Here is a 15,362-nt window from a genome sequence, read left to right as displayed (position 1 = left end):
GCGACCGGCACGGCCACCGCGATGACCGCCGCCGACGTGCTGGCCCGCCTCGCTGCGCTCGAAGACCCCAAGATGCGTGCCGTGAACGAGCGTCACGGCGACGACCACGGCGTGAACCTCACGAAGCTGCGCGCGGTCGCGAAAGAGCTCACGACGCAGCACGAGCTCGCGCTCGAGCTGTGGGCGACCGACGACACCGCGGCGCGGCTCGTCGCGATCCTCGTCGCGAAGCCGAAGTCGTTCGACGCCGCCGAGCTCGACGCGATGCTGCGCGAGGCGCGCGCCGCCAAGGTGCGCGACTGGCTCGTGAACTACGTCGTCAAGAAGAGCCCGCACCGCGAAGCGCTGCGGCTCGCCTGGCTCGACGACGCCGACCCGCACGTCGCGGCTGCCGGCTGGGCGCTCACGGCCGACGTGGTCGCCAAGCAGCCCGAGCTCGTCGACCTCGACGCCCTGCTCGACGTCATCGAGCGCGAGATGCAGGGCGCCGCGGCGCCCCTCCAATGGGAGATGAACACCTGCCTCGCGATGATCGGCATCCACCACCCCGCGAAACGGGCGCGCGCCCTCGCGATCGGTGAGCGGCTCGAGGTGCTGAAGGACTACCCGACTCCGCCGAACTGCACGTCGCCCTACGCTCCGGCGTGGATCGGCGAGATGGTGCGCCGGCAGGGCGCGAGCGCGTAGGCCTGCACCCCGCGCCGCCCGCGCGCCCCGCGACTACACTGCCCACTGGGCGACGAAGCACCCGCAGACGAGGTACCAGCAGGAGGCCGCATGCGCACCTACGCCGAACACCAGCGCGCCGTGCACGAGCTGCTCGATCCGCTGGCCGCGCGCCTCTCCGCCGGGGCCGGCGACACCGGGATCGCCACGCGCGCTGACACCGTCGACGTCGCCGACGCGCTCGGGCGGGTGCTCGCGGGCGACCTCGTCTCCCCCACCGACCTGCCCGGCTTCGACAACTCGCAGATGGACGGCTACGCCGTGCGCGCCGCCGACCTCGCCGCCGCGAGCCCCGGTGCTCCCGTTCGTCTGCCGGTCGGCCCGACGAGCGCCGCGGGCGACGCGATCTTCGACCTCGCGCCGGGCACCGCCTCGCCGGTGATGACGGGCGCCCCGATTCCGCGCGGCGCCGACGCCGTCGTGCAGATCGAAGCGGCCGACCCGCCGGCGTTCATCGGGCTCGGCGGTGGCCGGCACGACTCTCCCGCCGGCTCGGTCGTCGCGTTCACGGCGCCCGTCGCGCACGGCCAGTTCGTGCGAGCAGCGGGCAGCGACGTCGCCACGGGCGAGCTGCTGCTCGCGGCGGGCTCGCGCCTCGGGCCCGCCCAGCTCGGCGTGATCTCCGCAACGGGCCTCACCCGGGTCGCGGTCCGCCGCCGGCTGCGGGTGCTGCTGCTCTCGACCGGGCACGAGCTGCGGCCGCCGGGCTCGACACTGCGCCCGGGCCAGATCCACGACGCGAACACCGCGATGCTCGGCGCGGCCCTCCGCGAGTGCGGCGCCGAGGTGGTCGACGTCGTCGCCCCCGACGAGCCCGACGAGGTGCGGGCGGCGATCGCCCGTTCGCTCCGCCCCCGCGACGGCGCGCCCGGCACGCCGGTCGACCTCGTCGTCACGACGGGCGGCGTGAGCGCCGGAGCCTTCGAGGTCGTGCGCGACGCGCTCGAGCCGCTCGGCGTCGAGTTCACGAAGGTCGCGATCCAGCCCGGCGGACCGCAGGGGCTCGGCACGGCGACCCTGCAGGTCGACGAGGATGCCTCGCCCGAGGCATCCCGCACCGGCGGCGCCGTGAGCGTGCCCGTCGTCTCGTTCCCGGGCAACCCGGTATCGGCGCTCGTGTCGTTCGAGCTGTTCCTGCGGCCGGTGCTGCGCCGCCTCGAGGGGCTCGCACCCGACCGGCACCGCGCGCGGCTGCGCCTCGCGCACGACGTCACCTCCCCGGGCCGGCGGCACCAGGTGCGTCGCGGCATCGTCGACGGCGACGGTGCCGTCGAGGTCGGCGCCCCGAGTTCCCACCTGCTGCACGCGTACGCGAACGCCACCGTGCTCGTGCACCTGCCGGTCGGCGTCGACGCGTTGCCGGCCGGTTCCCTCGTCGACGTCTGGAGGATCGATGACTGACACCCCGCCCCGCCTCACCCACCTGCGCGACGACGGGTCGGCGCACATGGTCGACGTCACCGACAAGGCGACCACGAAGCGCATCGCGAGCGCGCAGGCCGTGCTCACGACCCGTCCCGAGGTCGTCGCGATGATCGCCGACGGCACCCTGCCGAAGGGCGAGGCGATCGGCACCGCGCGCATCGCGGGCATCATGGCGGCGAAGCAGACCTCGGCGCTCATCCCGCTCTGCCACCCGCTGCCGCTCACGAAGCTCGACGTCGACATCACGGCCGACGGCGACCGGGTGCGCGTCGTCGCGACGGCGACCACGAAGGGCGTGACGGGCGTCGAGATGGAGGCGCTGACGGCCGCGAGCGTCGCGGCGCTCACGCTCTACGACATGATCAAGGCCGTCGACAACCGCGCGGTGATCAGCGACATCATGGTGCTCGCGAAGGAGGGCGGCAAGAGCGGCGACTGGAGTCGCGAATGAGCGGCGCGGCCGCGGGCTTCGGTTCGGCGAGCGGGATGCCTCGTGCCGCAACGGTGCTCGTCGCGTCGACGCGCGCCGCGGCCGGCGTCTACGACGACCTGACCGGGCCGGTCATCGCAGCCTGGCTCGCCGAACGGGGATTCGACGTGGCCGGGCCCGTGGTCGTCGCCGACGGTGCCGAGTTCGCCGTCGCCCTCGGCCGGGCGATCGACGCGGCTCCGGCGGTCGTCGTGACCACGGGCGGCACGGGGCTCGCGCCCACCGACCTCACGCCCGAGGCGACCGCGCTCGTGCTCGATCGCGAGCTGCCGGGCTTCATGGAGGAGCTGCGCCGCCGCGGCGCCGCCACCACGCCCACCGCGCTGCTCACTCGCGGCGTCGCGGGGGTCGCCGGGTCGACCTTCGTCGTGAACCTGCCGGGTTCGCGCGGCGGTGTGCGCGACGGACTCGCACTGCTCGACGAGGTGCTCGACCACGTGCTCGACCAGCTCGCTGGCGGCGACCACGCGCGACCGGGCGAGTAGCCACGTACGTTCTCCGCCGGTCGAGTAGCGACGACGAGCGTATCGAGACCTCGCGTGCGTGGTCTCGATACGCGTCCTCCTTCGTCGGGCGCTACTCGACCGGCGGAGTGCGTTCGCGCGGTGAGCGCGGCGGGGTGACGTGCCGCTGGGCCTCCGCGGCGTTGCGTTCGGAGAGTCGGGCGATCCAGTCGAGCCGTTCGCGTTCGAGCGGAACCGCGAACACCGCCCAGAGCACGAGCGCGACGCCCGCGCCGACGAGCGCGCCGCCGACGGTGTCGCTGAGCCAGTGCGCGCCGAGGTAGGTGCGGCTGATCGCCATCAGCACGGTGTACAGGGCGCCGAGCACCCACACCCACAGGCGCGGCACGATGACGCCGATCGCGACGGCGATCGTCGCCGCGTTCGCCACATGCCCCGACGGGAATGAACCGAAGTCCGAGGTGACGATCATGTCCTCGGGCCGGGCGCGGCCGAAGAACGTCTTGAGCAGCTGCACGACGCCCGCACTCGCCGCCGAGGCGACGATGAAGTAGAACGCCGCCCACGGGCGTCGCAGCACGAGCAGCACGATCGCCGTGCCGACGGGCACGATGAACACGCCGATCACCCCACCGCCGAGCGCGTTCATGAAATACGCGAACACGTCGCCGACCGGGCCTCGGAGCGAGAGCATCTCCTCGACCCACTCCTCGTCGACCGGGAACGGCACGCCGCCGTTGCGCACCATGATCACGAATCCGAGGAGCGTCGCGGTCACGAGCGCGGCGATGCCGCCGATGAGGGGCGCACGCCGCCGGACCCGTCGCACCGAGGCGACCCGATGCTGTTCCTCGATGGTGTTCGCCGCCTGCATCCACCAACGCTAACCCGCGCGCACGATCGCGCGCGGCAGCGGCGCGACCGGGTCGGCGGGACCCGTCAGTCGGTGAGGGGCGGCACGGTCTTCGGGCGGACGAGCGCCCACAGGCCGATGATCGCGACGGCGGCCGCTCCGGTCATGACGATCGCCATCGGCAGCGCGCTGCCGACGCCCATGAGTCCGATGAGCGGCGAGATGAGGCCGGCGAGCCCGAAGTTCAGCGCACCGAGCAGCGACGCAGCCGTGCCGGCCTCGCTGCCGTGCGACGCGAGGGCGAGGATCTGCACCGCGGGGAAGGAGAACCCGCACGCCGTGATGAAGAGGAACAGCGGCACGATCGTGCCCCACAGGCCGGCACCTGTCACGTCGAGCACGCCGATCGCGATCGCCGACCCGAACAGGACGAGCGTCGTGACCGAGAGGATCCACTGCGGCGCGACGCGTCCGCGCATGAGGCGCGAGCTCGTCTGCACGCCGATGATGATGCCGATCGAGTTGACGCCGAACAGCAGCCCGTACTGCTGGGCGGTGAACTCGTAGACCTCCTGGAACAGGAACGACGAGGTCGACAGGTACCCGAACAGGCCGGTGAAGACCATGCCGCCGACGAGCGCCGCGCCGAGGTAGACCCGGTCGCGGAAGAGCGATGCGTACCGGTCGCGCATCGTCGAGTGCCCGGCGACGTGCCGGCGCTCGCGCGGCAGCGTCTCGACGATGAGGAACGCGACGCAGAGCACGACGACGACGCCGTAGCCGGCCAGCACCCAGAACACACCGCGCCAGTCCATGACCTGCAGCAGCTGCGAGCCGATCACGGGCGCGAGCACGGGCGCGAGTCCGTTGACGAGCGCGAGCCGCGAGAGCATCTTGACGAGCGGCTTGCCGCCGAACAGGTCGCGCACCATCGCCATCGCCACGACGCCGCCCGCCGCCGCGCCGAAGCCCTGCAGCAGGCGGAACGCCGCGAGCCACGCGATGTCGGGGGCGAGCGCCGCCCCGACCGAGGCCGCGATGTGCAGTGCGGTCGAGAGCATGAGCGGCAGCCGACGGCCCACCTTGTCGCTCCAGGGGCCGACGATCAGCTGGCCGAAGCCGAACCCGATCATCGTGCCCGTGAGCGTGATCTGCACCGCAGCCGCCGAGACGCCGAACTCGTCCTGCAGCACGGGGAAGGCGGGCAGGTAGAGGTCGACCGTGAACGGGCCCAGCGCCGTGAGCGCGCCGAGCACGAGCACATAGACGAGGCGCTGCCGGCTCGACAGCAGGTCGCCCGGGTGCGTCGAGACGACGGGCGTCGACCGGGTGTCATCTGGGCGGACGATGGGGATGGGGCTCGTGGCGGACATGCGATACCTGGGCTCGAGCGCTGCGATGCAGCGGTGCGGGAAGAACGGGGATGCCGCGGCGCACGCCCTCGGACGCCGGTCTCGAATCGATTCGAGAAGACTCGATTCTAACGGATGCGGGTCGCTTCCGACCACGGGTCGCGCGGAACGCGCGAGCGTAGACTCGGGATCGACGACGTCGCCGAGAGACGGCGCCCCGAAGCACCGACCGAGGGAGCGAAGATGTCCGATTCCGAGCGCGAAGACCCGAACCGCCCGACCGGCGAAGCGGCGGCCGGAGCGGTCGATCCAGACGCCGACCCGACCGAGGGCTCGTACACCGAGTCCGACGACGCGCCCCCGCACCTGCGCACGGTCGCGGGCGCCTACACGAGCGGAGCCGGCGTCGACGACGACGAGAGCGAGGTGGGCAGCTACACCTCCACCGAGGAGCACCCCGAGGTCCACGACCCCTCCGAGCGGCACGGCCGGTTCGCCTCGAACGACCCCGGCCGTCCGCACCGGCCGAAGGCCCACTGACGACGGCCGCGGACACCGCACCCGTCCGGCCGCCCGGCGCTCCTCGTCGGTAGGCTGGATCGGTGCCCTTCGATCTGCGAGACATCCCGCTCGACCCGAAGGCCGAGGCCGCGCTCGCGGCCCGGGGCCTCGAGTACCGCGTCGTCGACCGCGACGATCGCGCCGCGCTCGAGGCGTGGGTCGAGGCCGACCGCCGCGGCTTCCACGAGAACCGCGCGCATGCACCCGAGCTCGCCCGCGAACTGTCGGTGATCGCCGATCGCCGCGTCATCGGCGTCTACGACCCGACGATCGACGCGCCCGAGATCCCGGTCGCGACGGCGGCGTGCTGGCCGAGCGGGCTCAGCGTGCCCGGCGGCCGCAGCGTCGACGCCTGGGCGGTCGCCTCGGTGACGGTCGCGCCGACGCATCGCCGTCGCGGCATCGCCCGGGCGATGATGGAGGCCGAGTTGCGCAACGCGCAGGCCGCCGGCGCCGCGCTCGCGATGCTCACGGCCTCGGAGGCCACGCTCTACGGACGGTACGGCTACGCACCCGCCGCCCGCATCGCGACGATCGAGGTCGATCGTCGCCGGGTCGAGTGGACGGCGCCGGCCGAGCCCGGCCGGGTGCAGTTCGTCGCGCCCGCCGTCATGCGCACCGCCGCGGCCGCGATCGCACGCCGCGCGGTCGCACGGACGCCCGGCGAGATCGACCGCTGGCCGGGCCTGCTCGACCGCGTGCTGGGCACGCACGACCCCGACAGCGAGCGGTCGCGGTCGATCCGCGTCGCCCGCTACGACGACCGCCACGACCAGCCGCAGGGTTTCGTCGTGTTCCGCATGCGCCCCGATGCGGGCACGCACGAGGTCGTCCTCGAGTTCGACTTCCTCGCCGCCGCGACCGACGAGGCCGAACGTGCGCTGTGGCGATTCCTCATCGAACACGACCTCGTCTCGAAGATCCGCGGACGGCTCAGGTCGATCGACGAGCCGCTGCCGTGGCTCGTCGCCGACCGTCGCGCGATCGACATCGGCGAGGTCTCCGACCACCTCTGGCTGCGCATCCTCGACCCCGTCGCCGCGCTCGAGGCGCGCCGGTACTCGGGCAGCGGCTCGCTCGTGCTCGACGTCGACGACCCGCAGGGCTACGCGGCCGGCCGCTTCGAGATCGAGTTCTCGGCGAAGGGCCACGCCGAGGTGCGGCGCGCCGAACCCGGCTCGACGGATGCCTCGGCCCGCGCCGCACGACGGTCGCGCCCCTCGCAGGGGCTGGGGCTCCGGCTCGGCGTCGCCGAGCTGTCGGCGATCTACCTCGGCGACGTCACGCCGTCGCTGCTCGCCAGGGCCGGGCGCATCGTCGAGGCATCCCCGGGTTCGCTCGCCCTCGCCGACCGCCTCTTCGCGTCGCCGCGCACCCCGCACCTCAGCATCTGGTTCTGAGCCCCGCCGCGACGGCTAACGGGCGTCGAGCTTCGGGAACACCACCTTCTCGAGGATGATGATGAGCGACGCCGCGACCGGGATCGCGACGAGCGCGCCGAGCACCCCTCCCAGCGTGCCGCCGGCGATCGCCGCGATGACGACGAGGGCGCCCGGCACGGCGACGGCCCGGTTCATGATGCGCGGGCTGATCACGTAGGCCTCGATCTGCATGTAGATGAGGTAGTAGATGCCCGCGGCGAGCGCGGTCACCGGCGAGGCGGTCAGGCACACGAGCGTGATGATGATCGCGCCCGTGAGCGTGCCGACGAGCGGCACGAGCGAGCACAGGAACGCGATGAACGCGAGCAGGATCGGCGCCGGCGCCCCGATGATCGTCAGGTAGATGAGGCTCAGCACACCGTTCACGGCGCCGAGCGAGACCTGCCCCATGACGTACCGTCCGACCGCGTCGGTGATGTCGCCCGCGACGTCGAGGTAGCCGCGGCGCGAGGTGGCCGGCACGAAGCGGGCCGAGGCCCGCTTCATCGCACGCAGCGACGCGAGGAAGTAGAGCGTGAGGATGAGCACGATGATCGCGCCCGTGAAGCCGCCCGCGATGCCCGCGCCGACCGCGAGGATGCCGCCGCCGAGCGAACCGATGTTCGCCGGATCGCTGAGCCAGTCGCCGACCGCGGCGATCGCCTGGGCGACCGCGTCGCCGCCCGTGATGTCGTTGAGCCACGTGATGAAGTCGTTGTGCTGCAGGTTGAACGCGATGCGATCCCAGTCGTTCACGATCTTCGAGCCCTCGTTGATCACGATCGGCACGATCGTCGCGATGAGGGCGACGAACACCCCGATCACGACCGCGATGACGATGAGGATCGCCGCCCACCGGGGCAGGCCCTTGCGCTGCATCCAGCTCACCGCGGGGTCGAGGCCGAGGGCCAGGAAGAGCGCGAGCGCGACGTAGAGGATGACCGTCGAGAGCTGCCCGACGATGCCGCCGAGCAGGAGCGCGAGCAGCACGCCCAGGGTCGCGGTGAACCCGATGCGGAACGCCCGCACGCGGAACTCGGGCAGCTGGGCGGGCTCCACGGTCGTCGACGTCGACGCCGGGCTCGCGGGCGCGGCGGACTCGTCGCGGCGGCGCGATGCGGACGTGCCGAAAGGCTTCATGTTCCGACCGTACGGCCGGCACGGGGCATCCCCGGGGAATGAAACGGCCCCGTCGCGCGATTGCACCCTGTGGATGCCGCGTGCGCGCGCCGTCCGCGAAGGGAGTGGCGTGGGCGACGCAGCAGGTGTGGGATTCCGGTCGGAGCGAGGGCCCGTGCTCATCGCGGTCATGCTCGCGACGGGGCTCATCGCGATCGACTCGACGATCCTCGCGACGGCGGTGCCGTCGATCGTGCGCGACATCGGCGGGTTCGCGCAGTTCCCGTGGCTGTTCTCGATCTACCTGCTCGCGCAGGCGGTCTCGGTGCCCGTGTACGCGAAGCTCGCCGACACGGTGGGCCGCAAGCCCATCATGCTCGTCGGCATCGCCCTCTTCCTCGTCGGGTCGGTGCTCTGCGGGTTCGCGTGGGACATGACGTCGCTCATCGTCTTCCGCGCCGTGCAGGGCCTCGGCGCGGGCGCCGTGATGCCGGTGTCCATCACCATCACGGGCGACATCTACACGGTGCGCGAGCGCGCGAAGGTGCAGGGCTACATCGCGAGCGTCTGGGCGGCGTCGTCGGTGCTCGGCCCGACGCTCGGCGGCGTGTTCGCCGAGTTCCTGTCGTGGCGGTGGATCTTCTTCATCAACATCCCGCTCTGCATCATCGCGGGAGTCATGCTGTGGCGCGCGTACCACGAGTCGTTCGAGCGCAAGAAGCACCGCATCGACATCACGGGCTCGATCGTGCTCACGATCGGCCTGACGCTCGTCATCCTCGGCGTGCTCGAGGGCGGCCAGGCGTGGGCGTGGTACTCGTGGCAGAGCCTCGTGGCCTTCGGCCTCGGCGGGGCGCTGCTCGTCGCGTTCGTCTTCATCGAGCTGCGCGCGGCCGAGCCGGTGCTGCCGCTCTGGGTCTTCTCGCGCCGGCTCATCGTCACGACCTCGCTCATCTCGCTCGGCGTCGGCGCAGTGCTCATCGGGCTCACGTCGTACGTGCCGACGTTCCTCGAGGTCACGGCCGACGCGACGCCCATCGTCTCGGGCCTCGCCGTCGCCGCGCTCACGCTCGGCTGGCCGATCTCGGCGTCGAACTCGGGCCGGCTCTACCTGCGCATCGGGTTCAAGAACACCGCGCTCATCGGCATCGCGATCGCCGTGCTCGGCAGCATCGCGCTGGTCGCGGCGTCGTTCGCGCCGAACGTCGTGACGACGGCGATCGCGTGCTTCATCGTCGGACTCGGGCTCGGCCTCATCGCCTCGCCGACGCTCATCGCCGCGCAGTCGTCGGTGCCGTGGGAGGAGCGCGGCGTCGTGACCGGCGCCAACATGTTCCTGCGCTCGGTCGGCAGCGCGGTCGGCGTCGCGATCTTCGGCGCCGTCGCGAACGGCGTCATCGCGCGTTCCGGGCTCGGCGAGCACTCCCCCGTCGCGATCCAGGCGGCGTCGGCGGCGGTGTTCTTCGCGGTCGCGGTCGCGGCGGTGCTCACGATCATCGCGGCCGTCGCGATGCCGCGCGCCCGCGTCGACGACATCGAGCACCGCCCCGCCGAGGCGTCCACCGCCGCCTGAGTCCGCTCGCAGGCGTCAGTCCCAGCGCCCGGCGGGCGGCATCACCTCGGCCTCGAGCGTGCGCACCCAGCGGTCGCCCGTCGCGCGGTGCTCGGCGCGCGTCGCGAAGCGGTAGTGGTACGCGTGCACCCGCACCCACCTCGGCGGCACCCCGTCGAACGGGTCGTGGGCGAGCAGCGCGAGGGTCGGCGGGTCGGCCGCGAGCAGTCGCTCGAGGAACACGCCGAACCACGGCTCCCACATGCGGCCGAGCGGCAGGAACCACATCAGCCAGTCGAGCCGCAGGTGGTAGGGCGCCCACTGACGCGGCAACGCCCGCACGTCGCCGGGCTTGCCCTTGAAGGCGTACTCCCGCCACGCCGCACCGTCGTCGGGCACCTCGTCGAGCGTGCCGGCGACGACGATCTCGATGCGACGCTTCGTGACCGTGCCGAACGCGCCGTAGGCATTGACGAGCATCCACCGGTTGAAGCTCGCGTTCATGAGCTGGCGATGCGCGAACAGGTTGCGCAGCGGCCACCAGCTGAGCACCACGATCAGGGCGCTCGCCGCGAGCACGACGATCACCCACCACAGCGGCGAGCCCGAGGCATCCGCACTCAGGTCTTCGGGAAGAGCCGGGATCAGCCAGTGCCAGACGGGGTCGGTGATCGCCGACGCGGCGAGCACGACCGTGATCCAGTTGAGCCAGGCGAAGTTGCCGGTGACGATGAGCCACAGCTGCGTGAGGATGATGATCGCCGCCGCTCCCGACCCGACGGGCCCCGGCACGAACAGCACGAAGGGCACGACGAGCTGCGCGAAGTGGTTGCCGAGCACCTCGCCGCGATGGAACCACGGCGGCAGCAGGTGCGCCTGGCGGCTGAACGGGCCCGGCATCGGCTGCGTCTCGTGGTGGTACATGAGCGCGGTGAGGTCGCGCCACTCGCGCCCGCCCCGGATCTTGATCATTCCCGCCCCGAACTCGAGGCGGAACACGAGCCACCACACCGCGACGACGATCGTCACCGGCGGCGGCACCTGGTCGGAGCCGAGGAACGCGACCGTGAAGAGCGCCTCGCACAGCAGCATCTCCCAGCCGAAGCCGTAGAACGTCTGGCCCACGTTCACGATCGAGAGGTACAGCACCCACAGCGCGAGGAGGACGATGAGGGGCAGCCAGGGCGGCCCGGCCTGCGGCAGGCCGACGACGAGGGATGCCGCGAGCACGACTCCGGCCACGGCGACGGCCACGAGCCCGCGGTCGGAGTACCCCCAGCGGAACACCGTCGGACCGCGCAGCCGCGCGCCCGGCGCGCTCGCCCGGTGCAGCAGGGCGGGCACCGGCAGCAGACCGTGCTCGCCGAGCAGCGGCCGGAACTGGCTCAGCGTCGAGGTGAACGCGACGACCGCGAGCACCGCGACGCCGCGCTGCAGCACCTGGCGGGCGACCTCGTAGTCGTTCGCGTCGAACCAGGCGGTCCAGTCCACGCCTCCACGCTACGCCCGGGCAGGGTGGGTCGAGTAGGCGCGAAGCGCCGTATCGAGACCACCGACGGAGTGGTCTCGATACGCTCCTTCGTCGCTACTCGACCGACCTTCCTGCTAGCGGATGCCGAACCGCTCCTTCAGCGCGAGCTTCGCCGCGTACCACCCGTTCATGCCATGCACCGCGGGCCCCGGCGGTGTCGCGCTCGAGCACAGGTACACGCCGTCGACGGGCGTCCGCCAGGGGGCGGTCGACACGACCGGACGCTTGACGAGCTGCGCGAACGAGAGCTCGCCCGAGTAGATGTCGCCGCCGACGTAGTTCGCGTTGTAGGCGCCGACCTCGGCCGCCGAGCTGGCCGCCGAGGCGAGCACGACGTCGCGGAATCCGGGCGCGAAGCGTTCGACCTCCGCGGTCACGAGCTCGGTCGCGTCGAGCGTCGACCCGGCCGGCACGTGCGTGTACGCCCACAGCACGTGCTTGCCCTCGGGCGCGCGCGAGGGATCGACGACGCTCGGCTGGCAGACGAGCACGTAGGGATGCCTCGGTGCACCGCCGTGCCCCGTGACTCCTGCGTTCACCCCGGGCTGGAGGCCGCGCGCGACCGCGTTCTCGGCGAGTGCGATCTCGCGTCGGCTGCCGCCGACGTGCACGGTCGGCGCGAGTCGCACGGCGGGGTTCGCCCACGGCACCGGGCCGTCGAGCGCGAAGTCGACCTTCGCGACGCCCGAGCCGTATCGGTAGCGGCGGAGCGCCCGCTCGTAGCGACGCGGCAGCTCCGCCGAGAAGAGCAGCTCGGGCGACGTGTCGAGCAGCACCGCCCGGGAGTCGCCGACCTCGTCGAGGCTCAGCACCGCGGCATCCGTCTCGATCTCGACGCCGCGCTCGCGCAGCTCGGCGACGAGGGCATCGGCGATCGCCTGCGAACCGCCCGCGGGGAGCCCCCAGCCGACGCCGTGCGCGTGCATCGCGAGCAGGAGGCCCGCGCCGGCCGAGGCGAGCGACGGCATGCCGCCCGCCGCATGGGCGACCACGCCCGTGAACAGGGCCGGGGCGACGTCGCCGCTGAACCGCGAGTTCCACGCCGCGGTGCCCTGCTCGAGCGCGCGCAACCCGAACCGCACCGCGGCGACGGGGTCGCGCGGGATCTGGAGCAGCTGCGACCCCGTGAACGCGACGACCCCGCGCTCGCGGGCGAGCAGCGGCGCGACGAGCCGCCGCCACGCCGTGCCGTCGGCGCCGAGGCCGTCGACGGTGCGATCGAGGTCGCGCCAGGCGACGCCGGCCCGCCCGCCGGGCAGCGGGTGGGCGTACGAGACGTCGGGCACGATCCATTCGGGGGCGTGCGGGCCGTCGAGGAGGCCGAGCCGGCGGAACACCGGCGAGGCGAGCGCCGCGGGGTGCACCGCCGAGCACACGTCGTGCCGGAAGCCGGGCAGCGTGAGCTCGGCGGTGCGCACGCCGCCGCCGAGCGTCGGGGCCGCCTCGAGCAGGCGCACCGACAGCCCGGCGCGTGCGGCGAGGACGGCGGCGACGAGGCCGTTCGGCCCCGACCCCACGACGGTGACGTCGACCACGGTCAGAACACCACGCTCAGAACTCGCGCTCGTAGACCCAGGGCAGGCGATCCATGAGCAGCCGGTGCCGGTGACCCCGCGCTCCGGCGACCTCGTCGTCCTCCTGCCAGAGCACCATGCGCCGGGCGTCGTCGCGGCGCGCCACGTACTCGAGCACCTCGCCCGCGGCGAACGCGGCGAGCGCGTGATCGACCGAGTCGGCGGCGGTGAGCCCGTGCAGGGTGACCCACGTCGGCGGCCAGAGCGTGAGCGCGCCGGCGGCGTGGCGTTCGAGGGCATCGGCGGGGCGCAGCCAGTCGACGGCGACGACCTCGTCGGCGGCGAGGCGGAACTCGCCGTCGGGCACGCGCACCGCGAAGAACGTGGTCGTGAGCTGCTTGGGCGCGCCCTTCGGCGGAGTCCATCGCGCGAACGGCACGAGCTCTGCCGCGTCGAGCACGAGTCCCACCTCTTCGGCGACCTCGCGCACGGCGGCTCGCCGGGCGGCGTCGATGCCGTCGCGGGCGTCGCCGTGCAGGTCGTCGTCGTCGACCGCGCCGCCCGGAAACACCCAGGCGCCCGCGAACGAGCCGCGGTCGCTCGGCCGCTCGGCCAGCAGCACCTCGACGCCGAGCTCGCCGTCGCGCAGGAGCACCACGGTCGCTGCCGACCCGGCGATGGGCGGTGCTGCGACGGTGACGGGAGTGGACGGAGACTCGGGCACGCTGTCCATCCCTTCAGCCTAGGCCGGTCGTCGGCACGTGGGCCAGAGCATCGGGCGTGGGCCGCCGCCGCCGATACACTGCCGACATGGAGGAGCCCGCCGCACATCCGCACGTCGATCCGTCGGGGCCGTCGCGCTTCGCGCGCGCGGTGCTCGCGCCCAACCCCGGCCCCATGACGCTCGACGGCACGAACAGCTACGTGCTGCAGGCGCCGGGCGCCAGGTCGAGCATCGTCGTCGACCCGGGCCCGGCCGACGCCGGGCACCTCGAACTGCTCGCCGCGCTGCCGGTCGAGCTCGTGCTCATCACGCACCACCACGCCGACCACACCGAGGCGATCGACGCCTTCGCGCGCATGACGGGCGCGCCGGTGCGCGCGATCGACCCCGCCTTCTGCCGCGACGCCGACCCGCTCGTCGACGGCGAGCGCATCACGGCCGCCGGGCTCGAGCTCGAGGTCGTCGCCACGCCCGGGCACACGCGCGACTCGGTCTGCTTCGCGCTGCTCGGCGAGGCCGGTGCCGGCTCAGCGGTGTTCGAGGGCGCGGATGCCGCGGCCGATGCCGACGTCGAACCGGTGCGCCCGCTCGCGGTGCTCACGGGCGACACCGTGCTCGGCCGCGGGACGACGATCATCGCCGACCCCGACGGGGCGCTGGGGCCGTATCTCGACTCGCTCGAGCGCCTGCGCGCGCTCGGCGCCCCCGGCCCCGTCGCCGTGCTTCCCGGCCACGGCCCCGAGCTGCCCGACCTCGCGGCGATCTGCGACGCGTACCTCGCGCACCGGGCCGAGCGGCTCGACCAGGTGCGCGCCGCGCTCGCACGGCTCGGCTCCGATGCGGCGACCGCCTCGGTCGGCGAGGTCACCGACGTCGTCTACGCCGAGATCGACGCCTCCGTGCGGGGTGCCGCCGAGGCATCCATGCGGGCGCAGCTGAGGTACCTGCGCGACCGCGGCTGACCCCGACGCGAAGGGCCCGGTTCCGTGCGGAACCGGGCCCTTCGAGCGTGACGGAGCGGAGGTCAGGCCGCGACAGCGAAGCCGCCGGTCCAGCCGATCTTCTCCTGCACGGCGAGCGTGAGCTGCAGGAAGCCGATCGACTCGAGCTCACGGGCGCGCTTGAGGGCGCCGGCGTCGATCGCCTTGACGCCGCCGGCGCGCACGACGTCGATGAGGGCCTGCTTGGCCACCGCGTCGTCGCCGGCCACGAGCACCGTGGTCTCCTCTTCGCCGACCGACTTCGAGGCGAGGGTCGCTGCGAAGTTCGTGTTGAACGCCTTGAGCACGCGCGAGGAGGGCAGCAGCTCGGCGAGCTCGGCCGCCTTCGAGCTGTCGGACGCGGGGACGAGCGAGTCGAAGGTCTCGAAGTCCAGCGGGTTGGTGATGTCGACGACGATCTTGCCGGCGAGCTCGGCACGGCGGGCCTCGGCGATCTCGGCGATCGCGAAGTGCGGCACGGCGAGCACGACGATGTCGCCCGTGACGGGCTGCGCGAGGTCGCGGCCGAGCACCTCGACGCTGTTGCCGCCCGCGGCCACGATGCCGCCGATGGCCTGGCCCATGTTGCCGTTCCCGATGATGCTGACGGTCGTCATTGTCTTTCCTCCCCGCGCCGTTCGACGCGATTA

15 protein-coding genes are annotated in these 15,362 nt (G+C 72.9%); 8 read left to right on the top strand and 7 right to left on the bottom strand.

Annotation, left to right across the window (positions count from 1 at the left end; translation table 11 throughout):
• Nucleotides 1-21: 21 nt before the first annotated feature.
• The 4 genes from AC3RJ6_RS06665 to AC3RJ6_RS06650 all read left to right on the top strand — a co-directional run bounded on the left by AC3RJ6_RS06665 (nucleotide 22) and on the right by AC3RJ6_RS06650 (nucleotide 3,126).
• Nucleotides 22-687 (top strand): DNA alkylation repair protein, encoded by a 666-nt coding sequence (locus AC3RJ6_RS06665; RefSeq protein WP_491426240.1) that lies wholly within the window; start codon nucleotides 22-24, stop codon nucleotides 685-687.
• 90 nt (nucleotides 688-777) lie between these two features.
• The gene (locus tag AC3RJ6_RS06660; RefSeq protein ID WP_491426141.1) at nucleotides 778-2,127 is read left to right on the top strand and encodes a molybdopterin molybdotransferase MoeA; all 1,350 of its coding nucleotides are present in this window, start codon (nucleotides 778-780) and stop codon (nucleotides 2,125-2,127) included.
• Nucleotides 2,120-2,602, top strand: coding sequence for a cyclic pyranopterin monophosphate synthase MoaC (gene moaC, locus AC3RJ6_RS06655; protein WP_491426140.1), 483 nt, complete (start codon nucleotides 2,120-2,122; stop codon nucleotides 2,600-2,602). The genes AC3RJ6_RS06660 and moaC overlap by 8 nt, the downstream gene beginning before the upstream one ends.
• A gap of 35 nt (nucleotides 2,603-2,637) precedes the next feature.
• Nucleotides 2,638-3,126, top strand: coding sequence for a MogA/MoaB family molybdenum cofactor biosynthesis protein (locus AC3RJ6_RS06650; protein ID WP_491426138.1), 489 nt, complete (start codon nucleotides 2,638-2,640; stop codon nucleotides 3,124-3,126).
• 91 nt (nucleotides 3,127-3,217) lie between these two features.
• Here the strand turns inward: AC3RJ6_RS06650 and AC3RJ6_RS06645 are convergent, their stop codons facing one another.
• Entirely contained in the window at nucleotides 3,218-3,979 is a 762-nt protein-coding gene (locus AC3RJ6_RS06645) for a phosphatase PAP2 family protein (RefSeq protein WP_491426137.1), read from the bottom strand.
• A gap of 65 nt (nucleotides 3,980-4,044) precedes the next feature.
• The gene (locus AC3RJ6_RS06640) at nucleotides 4,045-5,331 is read right to left on the bottom strand and encodes a multidrug effflux MFS transporter (RefSeq protein WP_491426136.1); all 1,287 of its coding nucleotides are present in this window, start codon (nucleotides 5,329-5,331) and stop codon (nucleotides 4,045-4,047) included.
• A 222-nt stretch (nucleotides 5,332-5,553) separates the two neighbouring features.
• On the opposite strand from AC3RJ6_RS06640, the gene AC3RJ6_RS06635 reads away from it, so the two are divergent.
• Both AC3RJ6_RS06635 and AC3RJ6_RS06630 read left to right on the top strand, forming a co-directional pair.
• Nucleotides 5,554-5,850, top strand: a complete 297-nt coding sequence (locus tag AC3RJ6_RS06635; RefSeq protein ID WP_491426135.1) for a hypothetical protein — start codon at nucleotides 5,554-5,556, stop codon at nucleotides 5,848-5,850.
• Nucleotides 5,851-5,912: 62 nt separating this feature from the next.
• The gene (locus AC3RJ6_RS06630) at nucleotides 5,913-7,271 is read left to right on the top strand and encodes a GNAT family N-acetyltransferase (protein ID WP_491426134.1); all 1,359 of its coding nucleotides are present in this window, start codon (nucleotides 5,913-5,915) and stop codon (nucleotides 7,269-7,271) included.
• Nucleotides 7,272-7,286: 15 nt separating this feature from the next.
• Here the strand turns inward: AC3RJ6_RS06630 and AC3RJ6_RS06625 are convergent, their stop codons facing one another.
• A complete protein-coding gene (locus tag AC3RJ6_RS06625; protein WP_491426133.1) occupies nucleotides 7,287-8,432 on the bottom strand; it encodes an AI-2E family transporter in 1,146 nt (381 codons plus the stop codon).
• A gap of 169 nt (nucleotides 8,433-8,601) precedes the next feature.
• Here AC3RJ6_RS06625 and AC3RJ6_RS06620 point away from each other — a divergent pair, with 169 nt between their 5' ends.
• The gene (locus AC3RJ6_RS06620) at nucleotides 8,602-9,984 is read left to right on the top strand and encodes an MDR family MFS transporter (protein WP_491426239.1); all 1,383 of its coding nucleotides are present in this window, start codon (nucleotides 8,602-8,604) and stop codon (nucleotides 9,982-9,984) included.
• Nucleotides 9,985-9,999: 15 nt separating this feature from the next.
• Here the strand turns inward: AC3RJ6_RS06620 and AC3RJ6_RS06615 are convergent, their stop codons facing one another.
• The 3 genes from AC3RJ6_RS06615 to AC3RJ6_RS06605 all read right to left on the bottom strand — a co-directional run bounded on the left by AC3RJ6_RS06615 (nucleotide 10,000) and on the right by AC3RJ6_RS06605 (nucleotide 13,741).
• Nucleotides 10,000-11,454 (bottom strand): lipase maturation factor family protein, encoded by a 1,455-nt coding sequence (locus AC3RJ6_RS06615; RefSeq protein WP_491426132.1) that lies wholly within the window; start codon nucleotides 11,452-11,454, stop codon nucleotides 10,000-10,002.
• Between the two features lie 114 nt (nucleotides 11,455-11,568).
• A complete protein-coding gene (locus AC3RJ6_RS06610; protein WP_491426130.1) occupies nucleotides 11,569-13,029 on the bottom strand; it encodes a phytoene desaturase family protein in 1,461 nt (486 codons plus the stop codon).
• A 16-nt stretch (nucleotides 13,030-13,045) separates the two neighbouring features.
• A complete protein-coding gene (locus AC3RJ6_RS06605) occupies nucleotides 13,046-13,741 on the bottom strand; it encodes an NUDIX hydrolase (protein WP_491426129.1) in 696 nt (231 codons plus the stop codon).
• A gap of 77 nt (nucleotides 13,742-13,818) precedes the next feature.
• Between AC3RJ6_RS06605 and AC3RJ6_RS06600 the strand changes: the two genes are divergently transcribed.
• Nucleotides 13,819-14,694 (top strand): MBL fold metallo-hydrolase, encoded by an 876-nt coding sequence (locus tag AC3RJ6_RS06600; protein ID WP_491426128.1) that lies wholly within the window; start codon nucleotides 13,819-13,821, stop codon nucleotides 14,692-14,694.
• 62 nt (nucleotides 14,695-14,756) lie between these two features.
• On the opposite strand, the gene AC3RJ6_RS06595 is transcribed toward AC3RJ6_RS06600, so the two are convergent.
• Complete coding sequence (locus tag AC3RJ6_RS06595; protein ID WP_491426127.1) at nucleotides 14,757-15,329, bottom strand: NADPH-dependent F420 reductase; 573 nt, start codon at nucleotides 15,327-15,329, stop codon at nucleotides 14,757-14,759.
• Nucleotides 15,330-15,362: the final 33 nt, after the last annotated feature.

It is taken from the genome of Agromyces cucurbitae, assembly GCF_058349945.1.
The sequence above is the reverse complement of the archived record's forward strand: the minus strand, read 5'-3'. Positions and strand labels throughout refer to the sequence as shown.